Source organism: Pontibacter brevis, from assembly GCF_054779655.1.
In genome coordinates, this window is sequence record NZ_BAAGXV010000032.1 from 132,688 (window position 1) to 159,596 (window position 26,909).

Consider the following 26,909-nt stretch of genomic DNA (forward strand, 5'->3'; position numbering starts at 1 on the left):
ACTTGCCTACACTTTCTCTACAACAGGCACCTCCCTTGTCGGTTTCTTCTTTACACTGTAAGCAATGGCTCCTACAATCACTAACAGCAGCAAAATAGAGGATATAAGCGAAATGGTATTGCCCAGCGTATAGGCCTTCGGAGCAAACCTGAATTCGATGGTGTGCTGCCCGGCCGGCACCTGCATGGCGCGCAGCACATAGTTAGCCCGAATGTGGTCTACGGGCTGCCCATCAAGGTAGGCCTGCCAGCCATCGGCGTAGTATATCTCGGAGAAAACTACCAATCCTTCCTCGGCTGCCTCATACTCATACTTCAGGTAATTTGGCTGGTACTCCACCAGCTCGATGTTGGCATTGTCTGCCGAAAAGCTCTGCTTCTCAATTGGAAACTTGCTTACGTCTATTACAGCCGTTTCGCCTGCGTCAAACATTGTGAGGGCATCCAACTCTTCGTCCGGCGACTGCACTGGCTGCACCTCCTCTACAAACCAGGCATTACCCAAAGCTCCCGGCACACGCTGCACCGGCTGTTGCTGGTCGCCCGTAATGGCGTAGCGGGTATTCAGCATGCGGTATACCTCCAGGTTGTTCCGTGAAATATGACGGTCGATCAGGTCCTGGTAGCGACGCAGCTTGGCACCATGATACCCGCCGATAGATTTATGGTAGTAGGAGGTACGGGCTTCGTTAAATGGGTTCGCCAGGTTAATGACACGGTAACTCAGGTCCTTGTCCTGCATAATCAGCTGGTCTACTGGGGTAGGCCTAAAGTAGTCGGCCACTACATTGCCCCTAAAATCGTTGTTGTTCAGGTAGCGCTTATCTACCGCCCAAAGGTCTACCAGCACCAGTACGCCTACTCCGGCAATGGCCACCGTAGCGGAAAGCTTGCCCTTTACATAGAAATACAGCAGGCCGGCAGCTAGGAGGATAAAAGCAAAGGAACGGAAGGCGTCGCTGCGCATCATGCTCTCACGGTCAGCACGAATAGCATCAATCGGGAACTGCGCCTGGATGAGCTGCTGGTCGGAACCTCCTACAAAACTGGCTGTACCGGCAAAAAGCCACACGAGCAAACAAATTCCCGCCGTGATGCCGCCTGAGAGGAGGAGTTTCTTATCCAGCCCTTCAATCCGGCCTCTTTCATTAATGAGCTTCCAGAGGGCGAGTATGGCGAGGAAAGGCATGGTGATCTGTGCAATCACCAAGGCCGAGGACACTGCCCTGAATTTATTGTAGCCCGGGAAGTAGTCGAACATGAAGTAGTTGAAGGCTTCGAAGTTCTTTCCCCATGCCAGCATAAACGACAGCAGCGTACCCGCCACCAGCCAACTCACCCAGCGTTTATCCACAATAAAAATACCCAGCACAAACAGGAAGCACACAATTGCTCCCACGTAAACCGGACCACTGGTCATCGGCTGAGGGCCCCAATACATCGGCAGGCCCTGCTTCACAATCTGCTCTGCCTGCACCGGCGGCACACCCATTCGGGTAAAGGCACTGTAGGTCTCAGAGTCTGTTTCCAGAGGCGCAGCACTGCTTCCACCGTAAAAGTCCGGGATAAGCAAAGTCATTGTTTCGCTGATGCCGTAGCTCCAGTTAAAGGCATACTCCCTGTCAAGGCCACTGCCAACACGGTCACCGCTGTTTGGCTGCGTCAGCTCAGATTTGCCCCGGATGCTGTGTTGGCTATACTCTGCTGTGGTATACAAACGGCCAAAGTTAACGCCTACGGCCAGTACAGCCGCTACTGCCAGCACCAGCCCACGCTTCAGAAGCTCTGCAAAAGTGCCGTGCTTGATGGCGTAAATAATCTCTACTATACCGAAAATCAGCACCAGCAGCAGCATGTAATATGTCATCTGCAGGTGGTTGAAGTGCAGGTTCATCGTAAGGCCCACGGCAAACAGGGCAGCCCCAATCCATAGGTTGCGGCGCAGCGCGTAAATCAGGCCCGCCAGCACCATCGGGATGTAAGCAATGGTCAGCGACTTTGTGTTGTGGCCTGCCTCTAAAATGATGATGTTGTAGGACGTGAGGGAAAAGGCAATGGCGCCTACAATGGCCAGCCACGAGCTCATGCCCATGACCACCAACAGAATGTACGCGCACAGCAGCGTAGCAAAAATATTACCTGCCAGGGCTGGCAGGTTGAATGTTAAAACAGAATGTATGTAGCGGGACCAGTCGCCGGGAAAGTGTGTGTTTATCAGGTAGGCGGGCATACCGCTGAACATGGAATTTGTCCAGAGCGCCTCCTCGCCGGTAGCTTCCCGGTACTGCTGTATTTCCCGGGCACCACCCTGGAACTGCTGTATGTCGTGCTGCGCCAGGCCTTTTTGCTCGAAAAGAACCGGGGAGAAGTATATGGCCGTTAAAATAAGGAAAATAAGAACAGCGATGATGTGGGGTAGTGCATCCCGCTTAAAATCGAAGGAAGTAGTTGTCATATCTTTCAAAAACCTCAGAATAGAGGTTGAAAGATAACAGTTTTATTTCACTTCTTCATAATCAACGTATTCCCCTCCGTTGAAATCCTTCCGCTCCGGCTGCTCCGGAATATAGTCGATTTTCACGTTGCCTTTCGTCCTGCCGTTCTGCTGGCTGCCGTTGTTGTATGGCGGCTGTTGCTGGCGTTGCTGCTGGTGCATGTTGGTATAGAAGAACGTGCCGTTGCGCATTTTCTTTTTGATAAACATGCCGATAAGCCACCTGAACAAGACCGGGGCGACCATGCGGATGAAGAAAATAATGAGTAGTGTGGTGAATATGAATTTGATCATGATAAAGCTCTCTTAAGTAAGGTACTGACTGCAAAAACAGTACCCTATTTCTTACAACTCCTCTGCCAAAACTTTGTTGTTGCCTTTTTGACGTAATTGCCCGCAAAGATAAGAAGTATACCTTAAAATGCCTTTTAGAGGGGCTTAGTTCCGGAACAACACAGCCTTCAGCTTTTTGCTGTCGCCTTAGCTGATTCCTTCACCCAGGCTTTGCTGCGTGCGCAACTTCAGCGGGTGCAGCACCTTTACTACTGCCTTCCCCTTCCAAAGCTTGCCTGTACGCCCAGAGACGGGATAAACGTAAAGCCGGAGTAGCTGTAGGAGGCATTATCCAAGAGCTTGTAATCGCCGTAGTTCTGGTAGTAGACGGTAAGAGCGGGTAATACATAGATATATTTGAAGCCCAGTTTGCCATTCACAAAGAGGCCATAAGAGCTGAAGTTGTTCTTCTCCATGAGCGGATTAACTTTCTCCACATCACCGCCATACCTCTTAAACAGCCTGCCAGGCTCAAAGCCGTACTGGATGGAAGTAAAGTTATACACTGCCCCAAAAGCAATACTTCCTTTCTCTTCTTCTATTCCAAAAGACTTGCTGAAGATAAGCGGAACGGTGACGTCCCTGCGTTTCGCAGTAAACTGAAACAGGGGCTGCAGCTTACCCAGGAAAAGCTTATCCACCCATTCAGAGCTTTGCCCAGCATACTGCAAACCGATACTGCCATACCAGACATCCGCGGTTGCTCCGGCTCCCGGATTCTCAGGCGTGCCCGTTGGGCCCAAGAACTGGTATTGTGTATCAAACACATGAACTCCTGAAGCATACTTGTACCCCACGTCCATACGAGAAACTACACCATAGCGCAGGTATAAGTCGAAGGTAGGGCCTACGGGGTCCAGCGCATAAGCTAACATCGCTCTTGTGGCCGTCTCTATTTCACCGTTATAGTAAACAGAGTCTTTCTGCGCGATAGCATCTACTGCCGACCGGGCTATGTCGTCCAGTTGCCCGATTGGCTCTGTGGCAATGTTGCCGCCAAAGTTTACACCTGCCTTAAACTTGCCCGCCGCCGTTACTTTGCCGGAGTTAATAACAGCGCGTGGCGCTGTACAGCCCATCATTAAACAGAGCAGCACAAAAGGCCACATTGTGTTCCCAAAAGCTACAGAAGTACGCATACCTTACCTTTATATGAAATGCCTGCAAAAGAATTTAAAAAGTATGGGCAGGAAAGGAAGGCGCTCACACGGGCAGCAGCCTGGAAATCCGGTTCTTTTGCTCCGTTTTTCCTGTCCGACATTTTACAATTACAGTGTAAAGCTACAGAATAAGCCACATACTGCGCAATCCATGCAGCTCGCTACCAGGAAGAAAATACAGACACTGAACCAGCAGCAACAAAAAAGCCTCCCCATTTCTGGGGAGGCTCTGACTTCTTGTTTCTCAACTTACTACCTGCTGAGGTACAGGTTTCTTTCTGAGTAAACCTGCGTAAAGTAATCGTCCTGTAGGTCGTCGATGAAGTAGATGGCTTCACCAGTGGATTTCATTTCCGGGCCAAGCTCCTTGTTAACTTCCGGGAACTTGTTGTAAGAGAATACCGGCACCTTGATAGCATATCCATGCTTGTATGGATTGAATTCAAAGTCCTTCACCTTCTTCTCGCCCAGCATAATCTTGGTGGCGTAGTTGATGTACGGCTCCTTGTATGCCTTTGCAATGAACGGGAATGTACGCGAAGCCCTTGGGTTGGCCTCAATGATGTACACGGTCTCGTCCTTGATGGCAAACTGGATGTTGATAACACCTACTGTCTGCAGCGCCACCGCAATCTTTTTGGTATACTCCTCAATCTGGTTGAGCACGTTCTCGCTCAGGTCAAACGGAGGCAGCACTGCATAAGAGTCGCCGGAGTGGATACCAGCAGGCTCAATGTGCTCCATAATACCGCAGATATGCACATCCTGCCCGTCACAGATAGCATCAGCTTCTGCTTCAATGGCGTTGTCCAGAAAGTGGTCTAACAGCACTTTGTTACCTGGGTGATCCTTCAGGAGGTCAATTACGTGGGCTTCCAGTTCCTTCTCGTTTATCACGATTTTCATGCTCTGGCCTCCCAACACATAACTCGGGCGCACCAGCAGCGGGAACTTCAGTTCCTTGCTCAGTTCCAGCGCCTCTTCCGCTGTCTCAATTACAGCAAACGGAGGGTAAGGAATGGACAGGTCGCGGAGCAACCTTGAGAATGAGCCTCTGTCTTCGGCAAGGTCAAGTGCCTGGTAGCTGGTTCCGAAAATCTTGATGCCATAACGGTGCAGTTTCTCTGCCAGCTTTAAGGCTGTTTGTCCGCCTAGCTGCACAATCACACCCTCTGGCTTCTCGTGCAGGATAATGTCATAGATATGCTCCCAGAACACCGGCTCGAAGTACAGTTTGTCAGAGATATCAAAGTCTGTACTTACCGTTTCCGGATTACAGTTGATCATGATGGTTTCGTAGCCGCACTCTCGCGCTGCCAGCACCCCGTGCACACAGCTGTAGTCAAACTCGATGCCTTGCCCGATACGGTTCGGGCCAGAACCCAGCACCACCACTTTCTTTCTGTTTGTTACGATGCTCTCATTCTCACCATCGAAGGTGCTGTAGTAGTACGGAGTGTTTGCCTCAAATTCAGCGGCGCAGGTATCCACCATTTTAAACACGCGCTTAATGCCCATCTCTGTGCGCGCACTGTGCACTTCGCTTTCTTTGCAACGCAGCAGGTGAGCAATCTGGCGGTCGGCATAGCCTTTCACCTTTGCTTCACGCATTAGGTCGGCTGGTATGTTATCCAGGTTGTACTTCTCTATTTCCTTCTCCATCTGGTCCAGCTCCTCAATCTGCGCCAGGAACCACGGGTCGATCTTCGTGAGTTTCTGAATGGTGCTGGTCGGGATACCGATGCGCATGGCATCTTTGATGCTGAACAGGCGATTCCAGCTCGGGTTTTTCAGGCTGTTTATCAGCTCATCGTAGCTCGTCTTCTCCTTGCCGTCAGCTCCGATGCCGTTTCGCTTAATCTCGAGACTCTGGCAAGCCTTCTGCAGTGCCTCCTGGAAGGTACGGCCGATACCCATTACCTCGCCCACAGACTTCATCTGCAGCCCCAGCGTACGGTTCACACCCGGGAATTTATCGAAGTTCCAGCGCGGTATCTTCACAATCACGTAGTCCAGTGCCGGCTCAAAGTAAGCGGATGTTGTCTTAGTGATGGCGTTTTTCAATTCGTCCAGGTTATAACCAATGGCCAGTTTTGCAGCAACCTTGGCGATTGGATAACCTGTGGCCTTAGAGGCCAGGGCAGAAGAACGAGAAACACGCGGGTTAATCTCGATGGCGATGATCTTATCATCATCCGGGCTCACAGAGAACTGCACATTACAGCCACCTGCAAACTGCCCGATGCCATTCATCATTTTAATGGCCAGGTCGCGCATCTGCTGGTACACCGTGTCAGGAAGCGTCATAGCAGGAGCCACCGTAATAGAGTCGCCGGTATGCACCCCCATCGGGTCGAAGTTCTCGATAGAGCAGATGATGATGACGTTGCCGATGTTGTCGCGCAGCAGTTCCAGCTCATACTCTTTCCAACCCATAATACTTTGCTCAATCAGCACCTCGTGTGTAGGCGATGCGTGCAAGCCGCGGGTAAGGGCAGCGTCAAACTCTTCCGGCGTATTTACGAAGCCACCGCCGTAGCCACCCAGCGTAAATGACGGACGGATAACAAGCGGGAATCCAATATCCTGCGCAATCTCTTTACCTTCCAGGAAAGAAGTAGCTGTTTCGCCTTTACAAACATTCACGCCAAGCTCCAGCATTTTCAGGCGGAACTCCTCACGGTCTTCTGTCGTCTCGATGGCTTTGATGTCCACACCGATAATGCGAACGCCGTACTTTTTCCAGATACCGGCTTTGTCGCAGTCAATTGCCAGGTTCAATGCTGTCTGGCCGCCCATTGTAGGCAGCACCGCATCGATTTTATGCTTTTCTAAAATTTCAATGATATACTTCTTCTCCAGCGGCTTCAGGTATACATGGTCTGCCGTTACAGGGTCAGTCATGATGGTGGCCGGGTTAGAGTTGATGAGTATTACTTCAATACCCTCCTCCCGTAACGAGCGGGCGGCCTGGGAGCCGGAGTAATCGAATTCGCAGGCCTGGCCGATGATGATGGGTCCAGAACCAATAATGAGAACGGATTTAATACTGGTGTCTTTAGGCATTTGGGTTGGTATCTATAAATTGCCCAAAGTTAGTGCAAAATGCTAAGCCGGGCAAAGGGAAATTCATTTTGTTTGAAAATCAATAAATTGTAATGACCATTCTGCGGCAGTTCAGCTGCGCCTACTGGTTCTCCACCTTCGGCGCAATCAGAATGCTGCAATAGTATTTGTACTTCGCTTTTGGGTTATAGGCAATGCCAATGCCCACATGCGTGGCCGGCGTGTCACCGTCGTTAAAACCAAGGAGGTGCTTCCGGTGACCCAGGTTTGGCACGCCCTCATCTATAATTAACTGCTTCACAAAGTCCATCGGGCCGGCTGTATTGGCCGCTATAGACTCCACATTGTTCGCTCTTACCTCTTTAGAGTAAAAATCCGGCAGAGGGTAGTTCGCTTGCCAAAGGTAAGAGTTCATGCCGCGCCCTGTTTTGTCTACATGCGCCATGTAGTTTTTTGAAGCCATATCCTCTGCTTTCTGCTGCGCCAGCTTTGCCAACGTTTCGTCCCACACGAGGGCGGGCTTGGCTGGCACCTTGCGCAGGGCAGGCACTTTGTAAATAACAGCATATTGGGCAGGGTTCTGCCTTACTGCATTCAGCTCTTTAAAATTTGCCTCTACTGCGGCCTGTAAATCATTTTCCTGCAAACCTGCCGTAGCGGGCAGGAGCAGGACAAGCCATATCATCAGGTATTGTAATGCTATCATCCTCTTCTTCTGTTTATCTTTCTCCGGGACAGTAACGCTATACACCCGCCAAAAATTCGATGCAGCAGAAATACTTTACACATAATCAGGCTGATCTGCGTAAAAAAGAATAAAAGCAAAAGCAACAAGACTATGGAAGCACCAAAAGAAGACGATTTCATCACGAACTCAGATGAAAGTAAGCGCCTGCCGGACGAGAACCCGGAGCCACTAACAGGTATAAAGAAAGATGAAACCGATATAATGGAGAGAGGCTTTGAGGGCAAGGAAGAAGGAGGCAATGCCGCTGCAAAAGATGAGGCTGATACCCGTAAACTGGACGGCAGCAACGCCAATACGCTTCGCACTAAGTAACTCATTTTTAAGCACATCATAAACTTTACAGCCCTGGCTATAGGAAGCACCTATGCCGGGGCTGATTTATTTGTGGCTAATACAGCTCATTAATCATGCTGCTTAAGGGGTCAACTAACCTAAAGCTCATTTTTTTCTTCTTAAAACACGATTTAAAATAAGTAAAAGTATTTGTTATTAAGGTAGTTATTAGTAATATTAAAATATTTAAATACCTCTTAATGCCGCTGACTATGGTCTTATTCGACTCTGAGTATATACATCTGGAATACTACGCGGCACACCACGTGTTGATAAGCCAGTGGTACGGCGGCTGCAGCAGCCAGCAGTACCGCGACGCTGTTATCATGACGTCCAACTACATCAAAGAACTGAACATTCCGTTCGCGATCTCAGACAGGCGCCTGCTTCCGCCACTCCCTTTAGAAGATATTCAATGGACCGCCACTGAATTTCTTCCGGAATTCAGCCAGCTTCCGCTCAAGCGTTTTGCCGCAATCAACTCCTTCGACGAGGTGGCGGCAGAGCAACTGGTTCATTTCCTGAACAGCAAGCAGTATCCCCTTCCCTTTGAGGTACATGTGTTCGAGGACTTGACATCGGCCTATGAGTGGCTGCTGTCGGTAGAAGCATAATCACCCCTTGTTCTCTTCGGCAGCCTCCTGCTGTATTTGCGCCAGTCTTATTATAAGCTGGTCGTAGGGCTGGTAGCCCTGCGCTACCAGGTACAACTTTTCCCCGGCCTCGCACACCACAGCCGGAAACCCGCTGATGCCCCATTTCTCCACCAGCTCAAACTCCTGCCTGGCCATATCCGCATAATCCTTGCTCACGAACTTCGTTTTGAACTCACCCTCACTCACCCCGAACTGTCTTACTACCGGAAGGTAAGTCTCTACCTCGTTCAGGTCTTTTCCCTCTACAAAGTGCAGGTTCTGTATGGCTGCGGCCAGGGGCACCTGCTGATCCGGGAACTTCTCCTTCAGTATGAGCAGGGCAATGGCGGGTGGTTCCGAATTGGTGATGTAAATACCTTTGTCCAGGATTTCCTCATGATAAGCCTGTGTCTGCTTTACCCCTGCTACTGCCTCCAGTTGTTTGGATGCCTGCCGGATATAGTCTGCCATGCCACTGATAGGACGCACGTTGCTGCCCCGAATCATGCCACCACTCAGCACTACAAAATTGTATTCCTGCTGGTGCTCTCTGTATAGTTGCTGCATAACAGGGCTCATACCATAGCACCAGCCACACAGGGCATCCTGAACATATATTAGTGTCATTTTTTTCATTGCTGCTTAACTTGTTACTACAACTGCAAACTTAGATTTTATTTAAAGGTTTACGGGCATACCGGTGCTTCACGCAAACTCTCTGGCTGCAAAGGGAAACGCTGAGGTACATGCTACCGCCGCAAGGCAGAACCTGGCTTCTGGATAACAGGACCTGGCTGTCCGGAATGATGTCCCCTCATCTCCCCTTCCTGTACTTTCATATTTATCAGCACAAAGCCTTACCCCACAGCACAATCCTTCCGCCCCCAGGCAGGCACAAATCAGGGAAATACTTATATTGCTATTCCTGTTTACTGCGTTAATGCCTTATGAGAAAGCTCCTTTTGCTCTTGTGCTTGCTGGCTTTTGCAGCCGTTGGTTTTGCCACCGCACCGATGGCGGACACCTTGCAACTGAAACGGCACCTGGAGGCTATCACCTCCACGCCGGAAGCGCGCAACCACCGGAACCTGGGCGCCCTGAACCAGGTAGCCGATTATATAAAAACCGAGTTCGTGGCACTGCAGGGGCAGGTTACAGAGCAGGTGTACCAGGTAGACGGAAAGAACTACCGTAACATCATCCTCTCTACTGGCCCTAAGAAAGGCCCTATGTTGGTGATAGGAGCACATTACGATGTGTATGGGGATCAGCCCGGGGCCGACGACAACGCCAGCGGCGTGGCAGGAATGCTGGAACTGGCAAGGCTGCTGCAACAGCACAAACTTCCTTTTCGGGTCGGTTTTGTAGCCTATACCCTGGAAGAACCACCCTACTTCCGGACAGAGCACATGGGGAGTTATGTACACGCCAAGTCGCTGAAAGAGGCGCAGGCAGAAGTAATGGGTATGGTGTCACTGGAGATGATCGGCTTCTTCTCGGATGCCAAAAACTCCCAAAGTTACCCGCTAGCGCCCATGAAGCTGAAGTATGGCACCCGGGCCAATTTCATTGCCGTGGTGCAGAAGTTCGCAAACGGAGACTTTGGCACCAAGTTCACGCGCAACTTCAAGCGTAAGGCTACACTGCCGGTCGAGTCGCTTACGGCACCTGCTTCCGTACCCGGAGTCGATTTTTCTGACCACCTCAACTACTGGCACTTTGGCTACAATGCGCTTATGATTACGGATACATCCTTCTATCGCAACAACAATTACCACAAGAAAACAGACACACTTGCCACACTGGACATAGCACGTATGGCACAGGTAGTAGAGGGCGTTTACCAGGCGTTGTTAACTTTTGCCAACTGACTCGGCCATGCTGTATACTATCCTGAAACTGTTTTATAAAGCAGGGCTGTGGGTGTTCTTCCGCAGGTTTGAAGTGCGCAACCGTTCCCTGGTGCCGGAAAATGGTCCTCTGTTAGTGGTCTCGAACCACCCCAACACTTTCATGGACCCGATTGTGACAGCTTCGCTGCTGCGCCAGCCGGTGCACTTTATTGCCAAGAGTACGGTGTTTGGCTCCGGACTCCAGAACTGGATGCTGCGCCAGATGCACCTTATCCCGATTCACCGCCGCGAGGACAACCCGGACCAGCCAGTCAGCAACGATGAGGCATTTGCCGCCAGCTTTAAGGCCCTGCAGCAGCAGAAGACCCTGCTCATCTTCCCTGAGGGGAACAGCTTTAACCAACGGCGTCTGCGTAAAATAAAGACGGGAACGGCCCGTATTGCTTTAGGCGCTGAAGCCGATGTTAACTATAACCTCCTGGGTATAAAAATTCTGCCGGTGGGCCTCAACTACGCTGCTCCCACCCGTTTCCGGAGCAATGTGTTCGTGAATATCGGGGAGCCGATTACTGTTGCTGATTATGCCGCCGCTTACCAACAGGACGGGCAGACAGCTGTGCTGACCCTGACAGAGGAAATCCGACAGCGACTAGAGCGCCTCATTATCCACACGCCAACCGATGAGGAAGACGAGCTGGCACGGCAGATAGAGGCCATTTATAAAGAACATCTGGCAACAGCAGCCCCGCCCGATGTGTCAGCGCCCGAACACGACTTCTTGCTTACCAAAACCATTTTAAAAAGCATTGAATACTTCAGCCAAACGGCGCCTGTGCGGGTGGTGGCGTTAAAACAGAAGTTAAACAATTACATGCTACAACTGAAGCGCCTGCGCCTGCAGGATGCTCTGATGGGAAAAAGGAGCAAAACTATATTGCGGCAGAGTCTCCTGAACCTGTTTTACCTGATTGCTGGTTTACCTGTTCATCTGTATGGCGTGCTGCACAATTATATTCCGTACATCGTCCCTTCCAAGGTTGCCAGAGCCGTTACAAAGGAGGAAGAATGGTATGCACCTATCATGCTGACAGTTGGCATTTTCACGTTCCCTTTGTTTTACCTGCTAGCTGGTCGGCTGGTAATAGACCTGCTGGATCTAACACTGCCGTGGGCGCTCCTATACATCCTGAGCCTGCCCCTGAGCGGATTCTTCGCCCTGCACTACTGGAGCACCCTGCAGCACACACAGGAACACCTGTTACTGCTAAGGCTCTTTGCCAGGCGCCAGGATCTTGTCTCGGTGCTAAGGCAGCAGCGGCAGGAGATTATAGCAGAACTGGAAACAGCCAAGCAGGAATACCTGGCCCTCCTAAACACCCCTTCTTAAAGCTCCCGTGCTGTTGCTTGTTCCTTGCAATTGCACTCCTTATCGGTTGTCGCTGCTGCCATTTTGTATTGATTTTGCTCGTGTTAACTTACAAAATACCCCCAATCCCTTAATAATCATGATTTATTGCACAAAATCTTGTCTTGTTTTTTTTGCGGCTCGTAAAAGCTTATCTAAAGTTAAAGGGCTTAGGTAAGTGCCTGGACTCAAACAAACAAAAGTTTAACAACTCTAGTAAATACTTAAACAAACAATAAAGCTATGAAAAAGACATTCTTAAATCTTTGTGCATCAACATTTGTGATAGCAGGCCTGATGTCTAGCTGTACAACTGGTGATACAACAACTGACGGTACGAACACCACAGATGATTATGGTACTACTACGACGGGTACCACTACTACCGGAACAACGACCGCAGGTACTACTACCTATGGCACGACAACCGGTACTACCACTGGAACAACAACTGGTACTACCACTGGTACAACAACCGGTACTACCACTGGAACAACAACTGGTACTACCACTGGTACAACAACCGGTACTACCACTGGAACAACAACCGGTACAACAACTGGAACTACTACCGGTACAACAACTGGAACTACTACCGGTACAACAACTGGAACTACTACCGGTACAACAACTGGAACTACTACCGGCACAACAACTGGAACTACCACTGGTACAACAGCTGGAACTACTACTGGTACAACAGCTGGAACTACTACTGGTACAACAGGTGGTACTACTATGTAATAGTATGGCAACAAGTAATAATTAACATGATATAAAGCAAAAGGCAAATACCATCAGGTCTTTGCCTTTTGCTTTTAGCACCCTTTAGTGTCATCACAGATGAAGTACCTTCAGCTATATTTACGCAAAGTTTTCACGGTAGACCTGCGTGCGCTGGCTGTTATGCGTGTCTGGCTGGCAGGTATCATTCTCATAGACCTCGCCATCAGGGCAACCGACCTGGAGGCACATTACTCCAACATGGGCGTGCTGCCACTGCATGTGCTGCACCAGTATCAATGGTTACCTTATTTATTCTCCTTCCACGCAATGAGTGGGCTGTGGCAGTTTCAGGCGGTATTGTTTGCCATAGCCGCTGTTTTTGCTTTTTGTATGCTGATAGGCTACAGAACAAGGCTGGCAACTGTAGCAAGCTGGCTTCTGCTTATATCGCTGCAAAACAGGAACCTCTTGATAGGGCAGGGCGGCGACGACCTTCTGCGGATGCTCATATTCTGGGGGATCTTTCTGCCATGGGGTAAGTTCTATTCTTACGATGCCGCCCGGAAAAGCCAACAGCCTTCCCACACCTCTTCTGATACAACCTATTTTAGCGCAGCCACAGTAGCCTATATTGTGCAGGTGGGTTTGGTTTACGTCAGTACTGCTTTACTGAAGAACTCTCCGGAGTGGCACACCGAGGGCACCGCCCTGTACTATGCCCTGAGCCTGGACCAGATTCTGATGCCGATGGGCAGGCTCATTTATCCTTACCCGGAGCTATTGCGTGTACTAACTCTTTCTGCTTACTATACAGAATTGCTGCTACCATTCCTGCTGCTTATCCCATTCTACACGAACTTCTTCAGGATGGTGGTGGTGGGCGTGCTGGTAAGTTTCCATATCGGCATTAGCCTGACGCTTTTTGTGGGCTTGTTTTACCTTATCAACATTGCCTCTGTAGCTGGCCTTCTTCCTACTCCCGTTATGGATTGGATAGACAGGCGGCTTCTTTCCTCCTTCAGAAGGCCTAAGACCGGTCACTTTAAAAAAGTATTCAAGCGGCTCCGGAAACCTGCCCTGCTAAGTATTCAGGTAAAACTACACCGCCCCCTGATACCGGCACACCTGCTGCCACATATTCGGAACGGTTTTGTTTCTGTCACACTGCTTTACTGCATCTGGTGGAACCTGAGCGGAACGCACCTGCCTGTGCACAAGCTACCGGATAGCAGCAGGTGGTTCGGCTACCTCCTGCGCCTGGACCAGCATTGGGGTATGTTTGCTCCGATTGTTTTTCGGGATGATGGCTGGTATATACTGGAAGGGCAAACTGCCAGCGGCAAAGCAATTGACCTGAACCAACAGGGAAAAGAAGTGGATGACGTGAAGCCGGCCTCTGTTATGTCGCTGTTTAAGAACGACCGCTGGCGCAAGTACTCCGAAAACTATTTATTTGTAAACAATGCTTACATGCGGCCCTACTACTGCAACTACATGATGCGACGCTGGAACGAAGACAACCCGGCCAAGCCTATTACACAGCTGCAAGTGGTTTATATGAAGGAACCTTCTTTACCGAATTACCAGGTAGCGGTACCTACACGGGAGGTACTCTGCGTTTGTGCCAATGAGCCGGAAAGGTAGCCTGAAAAAATGCCTATTATCGATTTTCCTCTTACCTCGTAAACAATACAATACTTTTTAGAAACTAAAGATAGAAATCATGAAAACAACATATGCTTTTATACTTTCGGCAGCCATGCTTACAGGCGTTGGCCTAAGCAGCTGCACATCAGAGAATACGACTGGCGTAGACACCGGGACAACAGCATCTGAGGGCGCCGGCAACATGAGTAGCGGAAACGCAGGCGGCGGCCCTGCGGGTGAAAACGTAAGCCCGTTGGATACTGCCAACACCGATGTTAACTATAACAACGATGGCAACACCTACAACGAGAACAACAACAGCGGCAACCCCGGAAGCAACGGAAATAACCAAAATAACGGCAACAACCAAAACAACGGCAATACACAGAATAACGGTAACAGCCAGAATAACGGAAGCAATGCTCCCCGTACTACAACGCCAACAACAGACAATGGCTACTGATAGGCTATAGGTTCTGTACCAGCAAGAGAAAAGGGAGGCACTGTGCAGTGCCTCCCTTTTCTCTTGCTGGTATTGCGTTTAAATTTATTCATCCTCATGGAGGGCATAACCTACAGCAGCAGCTACAAGGCCGCCAAGCAGGTAGTAGCCAACAGCCATGGCCTGTGTTTTTGTTGTTTTATTGCTCGGCTCCTCTCCCAATCCAAGTGGGCCCGGCAGAAGCACCGCACCCACACCAGCAGCGGCACCTAATACAGCACCCCGCCACCAGGCATCCTTGCCCGTGCCAGCCAGGCTGTAATAAAGTGAGTTGGAAATAATATCGCCTGCCAGAGCCCAGGTGTGTAGCTCGTCCTTGTCCTGCGGAGGTTCCAGATCTGCTTTCTGCATGAGTTCAGAAATAGAACGCATGCCCAGCACGTCCATGCGCGGAGCATCAGATACGACTCTTCTAAGGGTTTCGTGTACCGCCGTTACGACACAGGCAGCTGCAAGGCCACCGGCAAAGTTCTTAAGTAGATTATTCATAGCTTTCAGGTTTATGGATTTTCCTTTGGCTGTTTTACCTGTTTTAGCTCCTTGCGGTTCAGAAAGTTTTAGCCGGAGTCATTTCAGCACTTTCATCCTATCGGCTATCACAGCGTTATCCCCCTCTTTGCGGGCATCTGTCGGGCTGTCGAACACTACCAGTACATGCTCTTCATCAAAAATAGCAAGCCCTTCTGCTTTGTCTTTCCCGGACTCTTCTCCTCTGCCATGCGGCACCTCGGCCAGGCGATCCAGTTCGTTGTTGTGCAGAAAGGCTTCCTCCTGGTTCAGAAGGGCATCCGGCCAGCGATAAATAGCGATAACGCCATCCAGGTCCATGGTGGGACCAGCCAGGATGTAGATATCATTTCCGCAGACACGGAGTTCACGTATACCCTTGCCCCGCAGGTTCAGGAAGTGCTTTTTGTAAGGCCGCTTCTCCGTCAGCTGCTTCAGGTGGAGTATGCCGTTTTCATCTTCCTCCGTCTCTATTTCCAGCACCATGGCCCAGCCTCTGAGAACGGGCCCACGCAAACCTATAAAGATGCGCTTGCCGCTAATCGTCAGTCCTTCCACATCAAAGCCGTTGTCTTTACCGGGAATATGCATGAAAGGCGCTATGTGCTCATCCTGCTGCAACACATCTGTCAGAATGCTGCTGGTGCTGTTGCCACGCAGTTGTGCCGCCCGCAGCACATGGCCGGGCTGCTCAGGATCTTCACATGTTTTATGCAGCACGTAGTCTCCTGAGGCTTCATCAAGCAGAAAGGGGATGCGGGCCAGCAAGTACCTGTTCGGGTCGTTCTTTACCTTAGCCAGGCGCTTCATCTGGTCTTTCACCGAATCGTGCCGACGCGGCTTTCTGCGCTTTAAGCTGTGCGAGCCCACAATCCAAAGGTAATTACCCGCCATGCCCATTCCTTCAATGTCAATCTCGCTGTTGTCTGCGTCGGGCAAGTCGAGGTAGTTTGTCAGGTCAAAGGAGCGATGTTTGGCAAAGGAACCGTCGCTGGTGAGGGTGAGCCGCTCAATCGTGGTACGCTCATCGCAACTCAGCCAAAGGTTGTTTCCTGTACGGAGTGCTGTCGATAAGCCGTCGCGCACGTGCTTCCCTTCGGGGTTCAGGCTTTGCTGCGGGTCAAACTGAAGCGTTATTTTATCTGTCATTAGCTTAGTTTAGGTTTGATGAAGTGTATTCGGCTGTACGTGGAAGAACTGCATAAGTACCAACAATTTAGTTCTTGCAAATAAATGTGGCAACCGAAAAGGCGCCCTTTCATTTGTCTAAAGCAAAACGAGCCGGGCTTTCAGGCCCGGCTCGTTTTGCTTTTTATTGTAGCTGCTGCTAGCAAGCTTATTTTGCTCTTGCATCCATAGCAGAGCTTCCAGTTCTGTTAGCATTGCTGCTGTTAGAGTTACCTCTGGAAGTACTATCACTTGAATTGTTGCCTTTGTTCTTGTTCATCATCTGCTTGGCGGAAGATGTTAAACCACTGGCTTTGCTCTTAAGCTTTTCTTTATTTCCAGTGTTCATCGCAATCCAACCTGCACCCAGGGCAAGTAAAGAGCCACCCACAATTTTCTGCGTAGTAGTAAGGCCGTTGATTTTCTTAGCAATTGGGCCTGAGTACTGCTGCAGCATGTCCTGAATGTTCTTCATGCCTCCCTGTCCTGATGTAGCCTGCTGGTTGCTTCGGCCTTGCGCTGACTGGTTGCTGTTCATGTTGCCTGATGCAGAAGAACCTTTACCAGATGTGTTGTTATTACCTTGTGCTGATTTATTATTTAAGTTGTTTTCCATGGTTTTATCTTTATTAAGTTTAGTACGATTTTTAAGCCCTGGCAATCTCTTTACATGTTTTTGGCTATTGCCAGAGTCTAAAGTAGTTTATCGTGAATTTACCGATATAGTTGCGTCTGCCGCTGTGTTTCTGCTTTACTGCTCTTCTTGTTTACTTATTTTTCTTCCTTCCCGGCAGCAGCAGTTCTTAAGTTGCCATCTGTATCGCTCAAATCCCGAACGGGCTGTTTACAGCTGCATAGCGGCTAGCCTTATAAGCTGCTCCTGCGTCTCTTCCCAATCATCTGTTCCCTCTTTTTGATGTGGTGCACGAGCCTCTTTATAGAACTGAAGAATATGGGACTGCAAAGCAGGAGTTACCTGTTTGAAATCGTTGTCATCTAGTTTTTTCAACAGCTCTGCGTAGGTTTCATCTGTTAGTTCGTATTGTCCTGGCGCTGTCTGTTGTCCTGTATCAAGGTGCATGTTCTTCATAACAGGTTTTCCCTGCCCCAACTGACCCAGCATGGCACTATAACCGTCTACTGTGGCGTTGAAGCTCTTTAAAAACAGCTCCTCTGCTTCCGGAGTAGGTGGTTTGAAAGCAAGAGGACGCAATGGGCCTATTTTGGGGAGCATTTTAATGAAACAGGCCAGGATGCGTGTGAAAAACCCGGGCCGCTCATAGTTTTGCCCCCAGTTTTCATGGAATTTTGCCTTGTTCATATGGTAAACGAACCTACGTCGGGTAATTCCAGGCTGCGCTTCCTGTATTTCTGACTTTTTAGCTTGCCAGGCAGCTTTTGTTAGTTTTGGGAACAAGTTCCGTATAGTGTAACGATAGCTCCCGACAGCCAGCGGCAGGTTCATGAACACCTTGTTTAACTCCAGCCCATAGGTTTCTACAAACGCCTTTTGCAGCACTTCCTCCGAAACCCCAAATCCAATAAAATTCCTGTATGCCTCCGGCGCAAAGTTGCTTCGCGCCACCTGCAGTACATCAAATCCGAGCTCTGTTTTTATGTGAGCGAGCGGATTTTCCTCGTAGGTTACCGTGTCGCCATGCTCCTCGCGTACTTTGGGATAAACTAGTGGTACTGCCTGGTTGGTACCAATGGGGTGTCCGTAAATATCTGCGTTATAGTGAGCCATCGTGCCCAACGCAAACGCATATTCATTTAACGTTTCAGAGGCGTTTACCATGTTCATCACAAAATCGCCGCTGCGTACATAGTGCGTCAGGTTAGTGAAAAAGACGTTGCCAAAGGGAAAGTACCCCATATCCTGCACAATAGAGCCACCATAGGCAAAAGCGTGTGCCTGCTGCAGTTCTTCTTCAGTAGCATTGGGAAAACGCTGAAGCAGGAGTGGCTTCAGGCTCTTCTCCCAGGCGGCATCCACCACTGCCTGGTGCGCCAAAATGCCATAGCCAAAAGCCGTAGGCGCGGTGGTTAGCAGCAGACACAGTGTGAAGGCAAGACACAGGAGCCTTTTATATATTCTAATTCCCATATAGTCTAAATATGCCACATACGTCGCTTCCTGCCATAGGGTGCAGGCTTAAGCGCCATTTATCCGGGAACGCTTCTTTTTCCGGTACATCATAACCTCCGTTAAGCTAATCCCGACCAATAGCCAGAGCGCTCCGAGCAGGAAACCCGCCAGCACATCCGATAAATAGTGTACTCCCAGATAGATCCTGCTGAAGCCTATAAGTAAAATCAGAATTGCAGCTAGCCACAGCACCAACTTCCGTTGCGTGGGTGCCTCATAATGCCGGTACAGGAAGTAGGCCAGTATGCCGAACATAGCAATGGCTGTGGTGGCATGGCCGCTCGGGAAGGAAAAGTGCTCTACTACATAGTAAGCAACGTCGGCAGGCCGCTCCCGGCTGATAAAGGTTTTGCCATACCTGGTGGAAAGCCCTACTCCGGCAAGCGTTAGCCAGAAGGCAAATAGCGCCACATAATTTCTGCGGTAGAGAAAAATAGCCGAGACAAAGCCTCCGATTATAAAAACAGCCTCCCGCTCACCCAGTAGGGTAAAGGCAAAAAACATCTTGCTTAGGGTATCGGAGCGTACTTTGTAAAGCAGTGAAGTGAAATGTTCATCAAAAACCACCATTCCCTCAGACTCCAGCACGCTCTCCGTCAGCTGCGACAAAAGTGCCATGTTCACCACAAACACCAACAGCACCAGCGTAAGCGGCAAGCCGACAAACACCCTGGTGTTGAACCGGTTGATGAAGAACCGTGATAAATTAGGATACCGCTGCCGCAGCCGCAGCAAGACAGGCTGATGTTTTAGCCAGTCAAGCGCTTTCCTTACATCACTGGTCAGGACGTTCTTCATGAGAATACAATGATGAAGGTATACGCAGGCCTTCGGGTTTGTTTGCTAATATTCTCTCTTGCCTACCCTACAATAGCCCTACACCCCAAAAAAGGATAACTCCACAACCCTTGTTACCTAAATAAAGTACATATTTATATGAAGGGAAAAGATAACGTGTTTGACAAGATAATGCTCGTAATAGGGGTTCTCCTGCTGATACTATTCTGGGTGCAGTTCCCCGCCATGCCAACAATAGAAGAGCAGCATTACGCCTCTTACATGACACCTAATGCAGAAACCACCTCTACATCTAAATGGACATATTTAAAACCAGATAAGGCGCTTTCTCCGGAAGAAGTAGTGGGCATACAGCTGCGCGCCCTGCAACAAAACGATCAAAGCGATAGTGGAGTAATCACCATGTTCAACTTCTCATCTCCTAAAAACAAGCTGCACATCGGTCCTCTTAACCACTTTCGTGTTCTCGTCAGAGACCCTGCCTATAGGTCCATATTAAACTTCAAAAGTTACAAAACCGGGCAGATGGTCATCACGGATAACACTGCTTATCAACTGGTCGTAATCGATGGCAGGAATGGCCGGGAGGAAGTATACATGTTCATACTTTCAAAACAGCGCAAAGGCAGTTACAAAGATTGCTGGATGACAGAGGGCATTGCCCGTATGGAGCCAGGTGCAGAAACAACTTTTATGTAAAAAACGCAAGGGCTGCTCAGGCTAGACTTATGGCCTAGCACATCCAAAGTGCGCCTAATCAGGAAGCCGGAAGAGTTGATGAGCGTTACACCAGATAAACATCCACTTCTTTGACTTTACACCTTATCAGTTTTCTAAGCCTCTAACTTCTCAACTCTCTAACTTTCCACCTTCTCCAGGTCCAGCTCCATTTTAATATCGGCGCGCTCATAAATGCTGGGAGGCATAGGCACTTCCACAAAGCCAAGGCGGGTATAGAGGCTGAGCGCTGTGGTGAGCCTCCTGTTTGACACCAGGTATACTTTACGCGCACCCGCTTTTTTAGCTCTTTCAACAATCCGCTCGCCTAGCAACCGCCCAATATGAAGCCCCTGCGCCCGGGGCGTAACAGCCATTTTAGCCATTTCATATACACCGTCCTCCTCCTTCAGCAAGGCACAGGCACCTACAGGCTCTCCATGGAACAGCGCTATCAGGATGTGGCCCCCTTTGTTGATGATATAATTCTGTGGGTCGCCCAATGACTTTTCGTCGGCCTCTTCCATCACAAAATACTTAGAAATCCACTCGTGATTCAGGTCATAAAAAGCCTTCGCGTAGAAAGGGTTAAAATCTACAATCTGAATAGACGACGGCATGGTATAATGCTGTGGCATGTGTATAGCGGTTAATCTGTATCTGCAAATTTAATAGCTGGCACTAAGCTTTCTAAATGTTCTGGTACAAAGCCGCATAAGCCGTGCTGTAGTAGTTCTCTAGCAAGCACTTGTCTTGCAGGTTATTTGTCAAGCACTTGTCTTGCAGGTTATTTGTCTGGCGCATCAACTTAACAGCTGAGGCGGCGTAAAAATCTTTCAATCAGGCATTCATAGTTAAACAGCGCATGTTCAGGCTTTACCCGGTTTACTGCTTCATGTAGTTAGAAGAGTGGACAAAGCGCGAGATCCTACAACACTTTGCTTTAAGTTAATCCTGTTTTGCAGATGGAATCCTCCGTTCCGCTTTGGTTACAGCTAAGTTATACCCTGTTTGTGCTGGTACTCATACCTGTTTACTGGAAGCGCTACGGACCTGCCAACTTTCTCTGGTTTTCAGATATTGCCCTCTTCTCAACAGGTATTGCCCTCTGGACCGGGAGCAAGCTTTTAGTGAGCATGATGGCGGTAGGCGTGCTGGCGCTGGAGCTTATCTGGAACGTGGATTACTTTGTGCAGTTATTTACAGGAAAGCAACTGGTGGGGCTGACGGACTATATGTTTGACAAAGACAAAAGCCTGTTCCTGCGGGGCCTGTCTCTTTTCCATGTGGTTCTGCCTGCCGTTGTTATCTGGCTACTGATAGAGTGGGGATACGACACAAGAGCGATTTACTGGCAAACCGCCCTGACATGGGTCGTGCTGCCGGTAACTTACTTCATTACAGACCCGCAGGAGAACATCAATTGGGTGTTTGGCCCTGGCAATAAGCCACAGAAGGCTATCCCGCCGGGCCTGTACCTCCTATGTGTCATGGCCATCTGGGCCACAGCAGTTATCCTGCCCTCCCACTTTCTGCTGAAATGGATCTTTAACTAAAGCATCTCGCAAAAAGTAAAGCAGTTTAGCTGCAGTTGGATGTATCGATTATCAGTTGCTGTGCATAGCAGCAACACCTTCCTGCACTTTTCGAGCTCCACCGGAGTGGCCTGTTTGGTATAAACGTACAACAGGTCGCTCTGATGGAGCTAAAGGAATGATCGTCGGGTAATTTCTATAAACAGGTCGTCCCGCTGGGACTAAGGGGACTGAATGGATGCGGCTTTGGAAATCATCAGACACTATATATGAGCTATACCCACTTCAGGCACCTTCACTTTCTCTGTTTTATTCAGGCCGGAAACTACTTCAATGTTGATACCGTCTGATAGGCCGGTCTTGATCATGCGCTTCTCAAACTTTTGAGGGCCTGTCTCCACCTCTACATAAGGTTTTTCTTTATCGAACTGCAGCATACTTTCTTTGATGGCGATTACCTTGTCGCGCTTTTCCAGCACAATATCTGCGTTGGCACTATAACCAGCCCTGATAAAGTCTTTCTCATCGAGCAGCACCTGCGCCCGGATTGGGAATTTAATGGAGCCTTCCTCATCCACACCTTTCGGCGCGATATACTCTAGTTTTGCATTGAACACGCGGCCTTCAATAGCGCCAATCGTGAGCAACAGGTCCATGTTCTCTTTTAGCTTGCCCACTTCCGACTCGTCTATTTTACCTTCAAAAATGAGGCTGCGCATATCTGCCACGGTAGCAATGGTAGTACCTTCGTTAAAGTTGTTACGTTCAATAATAGAAGTACCCTCTTTTACCGGCACATCCAGCAGCATACCGTCTATGGTGGAGTATACCAGGTTAGAAGACTCCTGTCCCCTTTTGCGGGAAGAACCTTCGCGCACCAACTGCAGGTTGGTCTCTGCCGCCTGCATCGCCTCCTTCTTCAGGGCATAGTCTGCTTTGTATTTGCGGTACTCCTGCTCCGGCACCACTTTCTGCTCATATAGTAGTTCATAGCGCGCCAGTTCGCGCTCCGCCTCTTCAAAATTCAGCTTCGCCGTCTGTAGCTGCGTTTCGGCATTGTTCACGTTTACAATGTTGGGCACTATCCTGATTTTAGCCAGCAGCTGCCCCTTCTTCACAACCTGGCCTGCCTTTACGTGTAGTTCCTCCACCGTACCAGACACCTGCGATTTCACCTGCACCTCGCGGCGCGGCACAATAGAACCGGTTGCCACAGTCTTTTTCACAATCGCTGTCTCAAACGGCGCCTCCGTTTTATATACCACCGGATCTGTGTTCGCTTTGTTGTAGAAGTAGTAACCCAGCCAAACCGACAGGCCCAGGAAGACTAACACAAAAACGCCAAGCAATACCTTTTTCATAGAATGCAATATTTAATGTTTCGTTGTTGCAGATGAATGTTTCGAACTTATGTTATTCCTGTCATTGTGAAAGAATCCTGTTGAAATAAAGGCGAAGCTGTTACGGCTTGCCCACAATACCCTTTCAGGATGACACAGGAAATGTTTACTCGTCGCGCAGTGCTACCACCGGGCTCATGCGGGCTGCTTTGGTGGCAGGTATCAGTCCGGCGAGCGCACCGGTAAATACCAGGAGCACTGTGGCCGTAACGGCTATGCCTAAGTTCACTTCGGGCATACCAAAAAAGCCCGCCTGTACGTCGTACTTGCGCATGAAATATTCAATCAGCGCAATAATGCCTGTACCTGTCAGAAGCCCCAGGTAACCGGCCATACCTGTTATTACAATAGATTCCTGGATGATCAAGCTGATGATGGACCAGGGTGTGGCTCCCAGCGCTTTGCGCACACCAATCTCCTTTGTCCGCTCCTTCACCACAATCAGCATGATGTTACCTACTCCAATGATACCTGCCAGAATGGTGCCGATGCTGACGAGCCAGCTAAAGCCGGCAATACCAGCAAAAAGCCCCTGCACATCCTGGAATTCTTTCTCCACGTTTGCAGAACCGAATGCCTTCAAATCTTCCGGGGCTACCTGGTGGCGCTGCATCAGCAGGGTTTTTACCTTTTCCTCTACCACAGCAGCAGAAACTCCCGGTTTTGGAATGAGTGCCATAAAACCAACCTTGTTTACCTGGTTGTATGTCTGCTGCAGTGTAGTGTGGGGTATAAAAATTACTTTGGAGTCTTCCACGATATCTTCGCCTTTACCAACAGGCTCAAAGGTACCTACTATCTGGAAATAGCTTCCCTTTATGCTGATGTACTTGCCAATGGGCTGCTCTTCTCCCGGAAACAGTACCTCCAGCACACGCGGCCCCACAATGGCTACCTTACGCTTCTCCTTCATGTCTATTTCGTTCAGGAAGCGACCGGTAGCTACTTTCAGCGGCTTTACCGATAGCAGCTCAGGTGTTTCGCCATTCACGGTAAAGGCGGAGCTCTTGTCTTTGTAATTGACGGTAAAGTCGCCGTGAAGCTGGTTGCTGGGCGCCACCACGCCTACTTCGGGTATAGTCGCTTTGATGGCAGCCACATCGTCGTTCGTCATCTGGACAAACCGCCCTGCTTTCAGGCCCATGTAAGGCACACTGGTACGCTGCGTCCAGATGAAGACTGCGTTCTTAGCTATGTTAAACTCGCTTGTGATGCCGTTTTCAAGCCCTTTGCCTGCTCCCAGCAACACCACCAGCATAAAGATGCCCCAGAACACACCAAAAGCTGTCAGCGCCGTGCGCAGCTTATGCTTTTTTACGGTGTTATAGATTTCGGTCCACTTATCGATGTCTATCATGGCTCTTTTTAATTTTGAATGAGCGAATGAGTGATTGAGTGAATAGCAATTTTTAACAACTGAACTTCATGCTACTCTTCCTTAAGGCTCCTTATTAGAACAAGACAGCCTTCAACACGCTGTTTATTTTCCTTCTGAATGAGATATTCACTCAATCACTCATTCGCTCATTCAGCATCAGTCCGCCCGCAGGGCTTCTATGGGCTTGATGTTGGCGGCTTTAAGGGCTGGCATCAGACCAGCCAGCGCTCCTGACAGCACCAGCACCACCGTGGCCGAAACAGCCACCCCCAGGTCTACCTCTGGCTTGGCAAAAAAGGGCAGTTCTGCCCCTGACGAGACCAGGAGATACTCCAGCAGCGCCAGCACACCTGTTCCCATCAATAGCCCCATATAGCCTGAAAAGGCTGTAATCACCACCGATTCCTGCAGAATCAGGCTTACAATGGAAGCCGGAGTTGCCCCTAACGCTTTCCGGACGCCAATCTCGCGGGTGCGCTCCTTTACAATAATCATCATGATGTTGCTGACGCCCACAATGCCTGCGATCAAGGTGCCAATGCCCACTATCCAGACAAAAATGCGGATGCCACTGAACAGGCCCATCAACTTCAAGTACTCTGCTTCGGTGTTTTCCACCCCCAATGCCATATCATCGTTCTCAGCGAACTTGTGCCGTTGCGCCAGCAGTTTCTTCAGCCGGTCTTCCAGCTCCTTTGCCGGAACACCCTCCTGCGCAACAAGCGCCATCATCTGCACTAGGTTTGGTTGGTTGAAGGCACTCTGCAGGGTAGCGAAAGGGATATAGGCCCGCTCTTCACGGCGGCCACTGTTGTTGCCGCTTGCTCTGAACGTGCCCACTACTTTAAAGTGCATCCCCCGGATGTTCACATATTCCCCCACCGGGTCCACCTCACCGAAAAGCACCTTCGCCACTTGCTCGCCCAGCACCACCACCTTGCGTTTCTCCTGCTCATCCAGCTTATTCAGCAGGCGGCCCCGGAAGGGACGCTCCCCGTTCAGCGCCAGGAATGCTGGCTCAGCACCAAACACCTGGTAAGAGCCGTTCTGCTTTTTATAGTTGATGGTGTACTCACCCCACACGCGGTTGCGGGGTGCCAGGATGTTCAGGTTCGCCACCTCGCGCTCAATAGCTTTCAGGTCCTCGTTTGTGAATTTAATCTCGCGGCCAGGCTTCATGCCTTTGTGCGTTACAGCTGTTTTGCCGCTCCAGACGTAGATGCTGTTCTTGGCACCATCGCCGAAGCGGTTGTACACCCCGTTTTCCAAGCCTTTACCGGCCCCCAGCAATAGCACCAGCATAAAAATACCCCAGAACACGCCGAAAGCAGTCAGGAACGTACGCAGCTTGTTCTTCTGCATCGTAGCACCTATTTCCTGCCATTTATCAAGGTCAAACATCTGCGTGTAATTATGTTGTGGTTGTTACTATAATTGAAGGCATTATTTATCGCGCTGCCTCTCCCGAAGCCACTGCTTCAGCAGTTTCATGAAGGCCGTGATCATTTACAATCAGGCCGTCTTTCAACCGGATGACGCGGTGGGTCTGATCGGCTATATCGTTCTCATGCGTCACAATCACCACGGTCATGCCTTTGTGGTTTACCTCTTTGAAGATGTCCATCACTTCGTAAGAGGTCTGGGTGTCCAGGGCGCCGGTTGGTTCGTCAGCCAGGATGAGCTTGGGCTGCGAGATAAGCGCCCGGGCGATGGCTACCCGCTGCTTCTGCCCTCCCGACATCTCGTTTGGGGAATGCGCTGCCCAGTCCTTCAGCCCCACCTTATCGAGATACTCCAGCGCTAGCTTGTTGCGCTGCTTGCGGCTTACCTGCTGGTAATAAAGCGGCAGCGCTACGTTCTCCATCGCATTTTTAAAAGAGAGCAGGTTAAACGACTGAAATACAAAACCCAGAAACTTATTGCGGTAAAAAGCAGCCTTAGAGGCCGACAGGTTCTTTATCCGGGTGCCGGCCAGCGTGTATTCACCACTGTCGTAGTCGTCGAGAATACCCAGAATGTTAAGCAGCGTGGACTTGCCTGAACCGGAAGAGCCCATAATAGACACAAACTCACCTTCGCGCACGTGCATGTTTATCCCTTTCAGCACGTGCATCTTATTCTGCCCCATGGCATAATATTTATGGATATTATTTAGCTGGATCATAGGCTGCGGCAATTAATAAACTATCCTAAATAATTGGTTGTGGCCTACAATGTATGATGCGGGAATAGGTATGGCAGCAAGGGTGTTTATAGGAAGTTATGTGCGAGATAACTATCCAAGTAAACTGCCCCTACTGCCACAGTATGAAGGTAGTCAAAAACGGCGTAAAGCGCACGGGCAGGCAGAACTTTCT

General features: G+C 49.7%; 26 protein-coding genes. 10 read left to right on the forward strand and 16 right to left on the reverse strand.

The genetic code is table 11. The features are described from left to right. Positions 1–6: 6 nt before the first annotated feature. The 5 genes from ACYVB1_RS11170 to ACYVB1_RS11190 form a co-directional block, all read right to left on the reverse strand. Positions 7–2,454, reverse strand: coding sequence for a YfhO family protein (locus ACYVB1_RS11170; RefSeq protein WP_460923658.1), 2,448 nt, complete (start codon positions 2,452–2,454; stop codon positions 7–9). A 42-nt stretch (positions 2,455–2,496) separates the two neighbouring features. Continuing rightward, positions 2,497–2,787: a DUF4834 family protein gene (locus ACYVB1_RS11175; RefSeq protein ID WP_460923659.1), complete on the reverse strand. Its 291-nt coding sequence runs from the start codon at positions 2,785–2,787 to the stop codon at positions 2,497–2,499. Positions 2,788–3,035: 248 nt separating this feature from the next. Then, complete coding sequence (locus ACYVB1_RS11180; protein ID WP_460923660.1) at positions 3,036–3,965, reverse strand: hypothetical protein; 930 nt, start codon at positions 3,963–3,965, stop codon at positions 3,036–3,038. Between the two features lie 273 nt (positions 3,966–4,238). Further along, positions 4,239–7,052 (reverse strand): carbamoyl-phosphate synthase large subunit, encoded by a 2,814-nt coding sequence (gene carB / locus ACYVB1_RS11185; RefSeq protein ID WP_460923661.1) that lies wholly within the window; start codon positions 7,050–7,052, stop codon positions 4,239–4,241. 121 nt (positions 7,053–7,173) lie between these two features. Continuing rightward, the gene (locus ACYVB1_RS11190; RefSeq protein ID WP_460923662.1) at positions 7,174–7,758 is read right to left on the reverse strand and encodes a CAP domain-containing protein; all 585 of its coding nucleotides are present in this window, start codon (positions 7,756–7,758) and stop codon (positions 7,174–7,176) included. Positions 7,759–7,890: 132 nt separating this feature from the next. Between ACYVB1_RS11190 and ACYVB1_RS11195 the strand changes: the two genes are divergently transcribed. Next, positions 7,891–8,112 (forward strand): hypothetical protein, encoded by a 222-nt coding sequence (locus tag ACYVB1_RS11195; protein WP_460923663.1) that lies wholly within the window; start codon positions 7,891–7,893, stop codon positions 8,110–8,112. Positions 8,113–8,345: 233 nt separating this feature from the next. Beyond that, positions 8,346–8,747 carry a hypothetical protein gene (locus tag ACYVB1_RS11200; RefSeq protein ID WP_460923664.1) on the forward strand — a complete coding sequence of 134 codons (402 nt, stop codon included), beginning with the start codon at positions 8,346–8,348 and terminating at the stop codon, positions 8,745–8,747. Here the strand turns inward: ACYVB1_RS11200 and ACYVB1_RS11205 are convergent, their stop codons facing one another. Then, positions 8,748–9,395 carry a DsbA family protein gene (locus tag ACYVB1_RS11205; RefSeq protein ID WP_460923665.1) on the reverse strand — a complete coding sequence of 216 codons (648 nt, stop codon included), beginning with the start codon at positions 9,393–9,395 and terminating at the stop codon, positions 8,748–8,750. It abuts the gene before it with no gap. 320 nt (positions 9,396–9,715) lie between these two features. Here ACYVB1_RS11205 and ACYVB1_RS11210 point away from each other — a divergent pair, with 320 nt between their 5' ends. The 5 genes from ACYVB1_RS11210 (at position 9,716) to ACYVB1_RS11230 (ending at position 14,862) form a co-directional block, all read left to right on the forward strand. Next, on the forward strand, positions 9,716–10,639 hold the full coding sequence (locus tag ACYVB1_RS11210; RefSeq protein ID WP_460923666.1) for a M28 family peptidase: 924 nt from the start codon (positions 9,716–9,718) through the stop codon (positions 10,637–10,639). Then, positions 10,629–12,008 carry a lysophospholipid acyltransferase family protein gene (locus tag ACYVB1_RS11215; protein WP_460923667.1) on the forward strand — a complete coding sequence of 460 codons (1,380 nt, stop codon included), beginning with the start codon at positions 10,629–10,631 and terminating at the stop codon, positions 12,006–12,008. The genes ACYVB1_RS11210 and ACYVB1_RS11215 overlap by 11 nt, the downstream gene beginning before the upstream one ends. Positions 12,009–12,269: 261 nt before the next feature. After that, positions 12,270–12,770, forward strand: coding sequence for a hypothetical protein (locus ACYVB1_RS11220; RefSeq protein WP_460923668.1), 501 nt, complete (start codon positions 12,270–12,272; stop codon positions 12,768–12,770). A gap of 99 nt (positions 12,771–12,869) precedes the next feature. Continuing rightward, positions 12,870–14,396 carry an HTTM domain-containing protein gene (locus tag ACYVB1_RS11225; RefSeq protein ID WP_460923669.1) on the forward strand — a complete coding sequence of 509 codons (1,527 nt, stop codon included), beginning with the start codon at positions 12,870–12,872 and terminating at the stop codon, positions 14,394–14,396. Between the two features lie 79 nt (positions 14,397–14,475). Further along, the gene (locus tag ACYVB1_RS11230) at positions 14,476–14,862 is read left to right on the forward strand and encodes a hypothetical protein (protein WP_460923670.1); all 387 of its coding nucleotides are present in this window, start codon (positions 14,476–14,478) and stop codon (positions 14,860–14,862) included. A gap of 84 nt (positions 14,863–14,946) precedes the next feature. On the opposite strand, the gene ACYVB1_RS11235 is transcribed toward ACYVB1_RS11230, so the two are convergent. The 5 genes from ACYVB1_RS11235 to ACYVB1_RS11255 form a co-directional block, all read right to left on the reverse strand. Further along, entirely contained in the window at positions 14,947–15,390 is a 444-nt protein-coding gene (locus tag ACYVB1_RS11235; protein WP_460923671.1) for a hypothetical protein, read from the reverse strand. Between the two features lie 78 nt (positions 15,391–15,468). After that, a complete protein-coding gene (locus ACYVB1_RS11240) occupies positions 15,469–16,557 on the reverse strand; it encodes a DUF3616 domain-containing protein (protein ID WP_460923672.1) in 1,089 nt (362 codons plus the stop codon). A gap of 187 nt (positions 16,558–16,744) precedes the next feature. Beyond that, the gene (locus ACYVB1_RS11245; protein ID WP_460923673.1) at positions 16,745–17,191 is read right to left on the reverse strand and encodes a hypothetical protein; all 447 of its coding nucleotides are present in this window, start codon (positions 17,189–17,191) and stop codon (positions 16,745–16,747) included. Positions 17,192–17,419: 228 nt separating this feature from the next. Next, a complete protein-coding gene (locus ACYVB1_RS11250) occupies positions 17,420–18,682 on the reverse strand; it encodes a zinc dependent phospholipase C family protein (RefSeq protein ID WP_460923674.1) in 1,263 nt (420 codons plus the stop codon). Positions 18,683–18,730: 48 nt separating this feature from the next. After that, positions 18,731–19,522 carry a phosphatase PAP2 family protein gene (locus tag ACYVB1_RS11255; RefSeq protein ID WP_460923675.1) on the reverse strand — a complete coding sequence of 264 codons (792 nt, stop codon included), beginning with the start codon at positions 19,520–19,522 and terminating at the stop codon, positions 18,731–18,733. Positions 19,523–19,660: 138 nt separating this feature from the next. Between ACYVB1_RS11255 and ACYVB1_RS11260 the strand changes: the two genes are divergently transcribed. After that, positions 19,661–20,221 (forward strand): DUF4864 domain-containing protein, encoded by a 561-nt coding sequence (locus ACYVB1_RS11260; RefSeq protein ID WP_460923676.1) that lies wholly within the window; start codon positions 19,661–19,663, stop codon positions 20,219–20,221. Positions 20,222–20,379: 158 nt separating this feature from the next. On the opposite strand, the gene ACYVB1_RS11265 is transcribed toward ACYVB1_RS11260, so the two are convergent. Further along, a complete protein-coding gene (locus tag ACYVB1_RS11265) occupies positions 20,380–20,877 on the reverse strand; it encodes a GNAT family N-acetyltransferase (protein ID WP_460923677.1) in 498 nt (165 codons plus the stop codon). Positions 20,878–21,204: 327 nt separating this feature from the next. Between ACYVB1_RS11265 and ACYVB1_RS11270 the strand changes: the two genes are divergently transcribed. After that, positions 21,205–21,795: a membrane-associated protein gene (locus ACYVB1_RS11270; RefSeq protein WP_460923678.1), complete on the forward strand. Its 591-nt coding sequence runs from the start codon at positions 21,205–21,207 to the stop codon at positions 21,793–21,795. 242 nt (positions 21,796–22,037) lie between these two features. On the opposite strand, the gene ACYVB1_RS11275 is transcribed toward ACYVB1_RS11270, so the two are convergent. The 4 genes from ACYVB1_RS11275 to ACYVB1_RS11290 all read right to left on the reverse strand — a co-directional run bounded on the left by ACYVB1_RS11275 (position 22,038) and on the right by ACYVB1_RS11290 (position 26,716). After that, positions 22,038–23,135 (reverse strand): efflux RND transporter periplasmic adaptor subunit, encoded by a 1,098-nt coding sequence (locus tag ACYVB1_RS11275; RefSeq protein ID WP_460923679.1) that lies wholly within the window; start codon positions 23,133–23,135, stop codon positions 22,038–22,040. A 145-nt stretch (positions 23,136–23,280) separates the two neighbouring features. Then, positions 23,281–24,531: an ABC transporter permease gene (locus ACYVB1_RS11280; protein WP_460923680.1), complete on the reverse strand. Its 1,251-nt coding sequence runs from the start codon at positions 24,529–24,531 to the stop codon at positions 23,281–23,283. A 177-nt stretch (positions 24,532–24,708) separates the two neighbouring features. Further along, positions 24,709–25,953, reverse strand: a complete 1,245-nt coding sequence (locus tag ACYVB1_RS11285) for an ABC transporter permease (protein ID WP_460923681.1) — start codon at positions 25,951–25,953, stop codon at positions 24,709–24,711. Between the two features lie 46 nt (positions 25,954–25,999). Further along, entirely contained in the window at positions 26,000–26,716 is a 717-nt protein-coding gene (locus tag ACYVB1_RS11290; RefSeq protein ID WP_460923682.1) for an ABC transporter ATP-binding protein, read from the reverse strand. A 98-nt stretch (positions 26,717–26,814) separates the two neighbouring features. Here ACYVB1_RS11290 and ACYVB1_RS11295 point away from each other — a divergent pair. Further along, positions 26,815–26,909, forward strand: a 95-nt coding sequence (locus tag ACYVB1_RS11295; protein WP_460923686.1) for a transposase-like zinc-binding domain-containing protein, incomplete at its 3' end; no start/stop codon positions are given.

Excerpts from the sequence above, each read along its gene's own strand:
- ACYVB1_RS11170 (WP_460923658.1), bottom strand. The coding sequence starts at position 2,454 with ATGACAACTACTTCCTTCGATTTTAAGCGGGATGCACTACCCCACATC.
- ACYVB1_RS11175 (WP_460923659.1), bottom strand. The coding sequence starts at position 2,787 with ATGATCAAATTCATATTCACCACACTACTCATTATTTTCTTCATCCGC.
- ACYVB1_RS11180 (WP_460923660.1), bottom strand. The coding sequence starts at position 3,965 with ATGCGTACTTCTGTAGCTTTTGGGAACACAATGTGGCCTTTTGTGCTG.
- carB (WP_460923661.1), bottom strand. The coding sequence starts at position 7,052 with ATGCCTAAAGACACCAGTATTAAATCCGTTCTCATTATTGGTTCTGGA.
- ACYVB1_RS11190 (WP_460923662.1), bottom strand. The coding sequence starts at position 7,758 with ATGATAGCATTACAATACCTGATGATATGGCTTGTCCTGCTCCTGCCC.
- ACYVB1_RS11195 (WP_460923663.1), top strand. The coding sequence starts at position 7,891 with ATGGAAGCACCAAAAGAAGACGATTTCATCACGAACTCAGATGAAAGT.
- ACYVB1_RS11200 (WP_460923664.1), top strand. The coding sequence starts at position 8,346 with ATGGTCTTATTCGACTCTGAGTATATACATCTGGAATACTACGCGGCA.
- ACYVB1_RS11205 (WP_460923665.1), bottom strand. The coding sequence starts at position 9,395 with ATGACACTAATATATGTTCAGGATGCCCTGTGTGGCTGGTGCTATGGT.
- ACYVB1_RS11210 (WP_460923666.1), top strand. The coding sequence starts at position 9,716 with ATGAGAAAGCTCCTTTTGCTCTTGTGCTTGCTGGCTTTTGCAGCCGTT.
- ACYVB1_RS11220 (WP_460923668.1), top strand. The coding sequence starts at position 12,270 with ATGAAAAAGACATTCTTAAATCTTTGTGCATCAACATTTGTGATAGCA.
- ACYVB1_RS11225 (WP_460923669.1), top strand. The coding sequence starts at position 12,870 with ATGAAGTACCTTCAGCTATATTTACGCAAAGTTTTCACGGTAGACCTG.
- ACYVB1_RS11230 (WP_460923670.1), top strand. The coding sequence starts at position 14,476 with ATGAAAACAACATATGCTTTTATACTTTCGGCAGCCATGCTTACAGGC.
- ACYVB1_RS11235 (WP_460923671.1), bottom strand. The coding sequence starts at position 15,390 with ATGAATAATCTACTTAAGAACTTTGCCGGTGGCCTTGCAGCTGCCTGT.
- ACYVB1_RS11240 (WP_460923672.1), bottom strand. The coding sequence starts at position 16,557 with ATGACAGATAAAATAACGCTTCAGTTTGACCCGCAGCAAAGCCTGAAC.
- ACYVB1_RS11245 (WP_460923673.1), bottom strand. The coding sequence starts at position 17,191 with ATGGAAAACAACTTAAATAATAAATCAGCACAAGGTAATAACAACACA.
- ACYVB1_RS11250 (WP_460923674.1), bottom strand. The coding sequence starts at position 18,682 with ATGGGAATTAGAATATATAAAAGGCTCCTGTGTCTTGCCTTCACACTG.
- ACYVB1_RS11255 (WP_460923675.1), bottom strand. The coding sequence starts at position 19,522 with ATGAAGAACGTCCTGACCAGTGATGTAAGGAAAGCGCTTGACTGGCTA.
- ACYVB1_RS11260 (WP_460923676.1), top strand. The coding sequence starts at position 19,661 with ATGAAGGGAAAAGATAACGTGTTTGACAAGATAATGCTCGTAATAGGG.
- ACYVB1_RS11265 (WP_460923677.1), bottom strand. The coding sequence starts at position 20,877 with ATGCCACAGCATTATACCATGCCGTCGTCTATTCAGATTGTAGATTTT.
- ACYVB1_RS11270 (WP_460923678.1), top strand. The coding sequence starts at position 21,205 with ATGGAATCCTCCGTTCCGCTTTGGTTACAGCTAAGTTATACCCTGTTT.
- ACYVB1_RS11275 (WP_460923679.1), bottom strand. The coding sequence starts at position 23,135 with ATGAAAAAGGTATTGCTTGGCGTTTTTGTGTTAGTCTTCCTGGGCCTG.
- ACYVB1_RS11280 (WP_460923680.1), bottom strand. The coding sequence starts at position 24,531 with ATGATAGACATCGATAAGTGGACCGAAATCTATAACACCGTAAAAAAG.
- ACYVB1_RS11285 (WP_460923681.1), bottom strand. The coding sequence starts at position 25,953 with ATGTTTGACCTTGATAAATGGCAGGAAATAGGTGCTACGATGCAGAAG.
- ACYVB1_RS11290 (WP_460923682.1), bottom strand. The coding sequence starts at position 26,716 with ATGATCCAGCTAAATAATATCCATAAATATTATGCCATGGGGCAGAAT.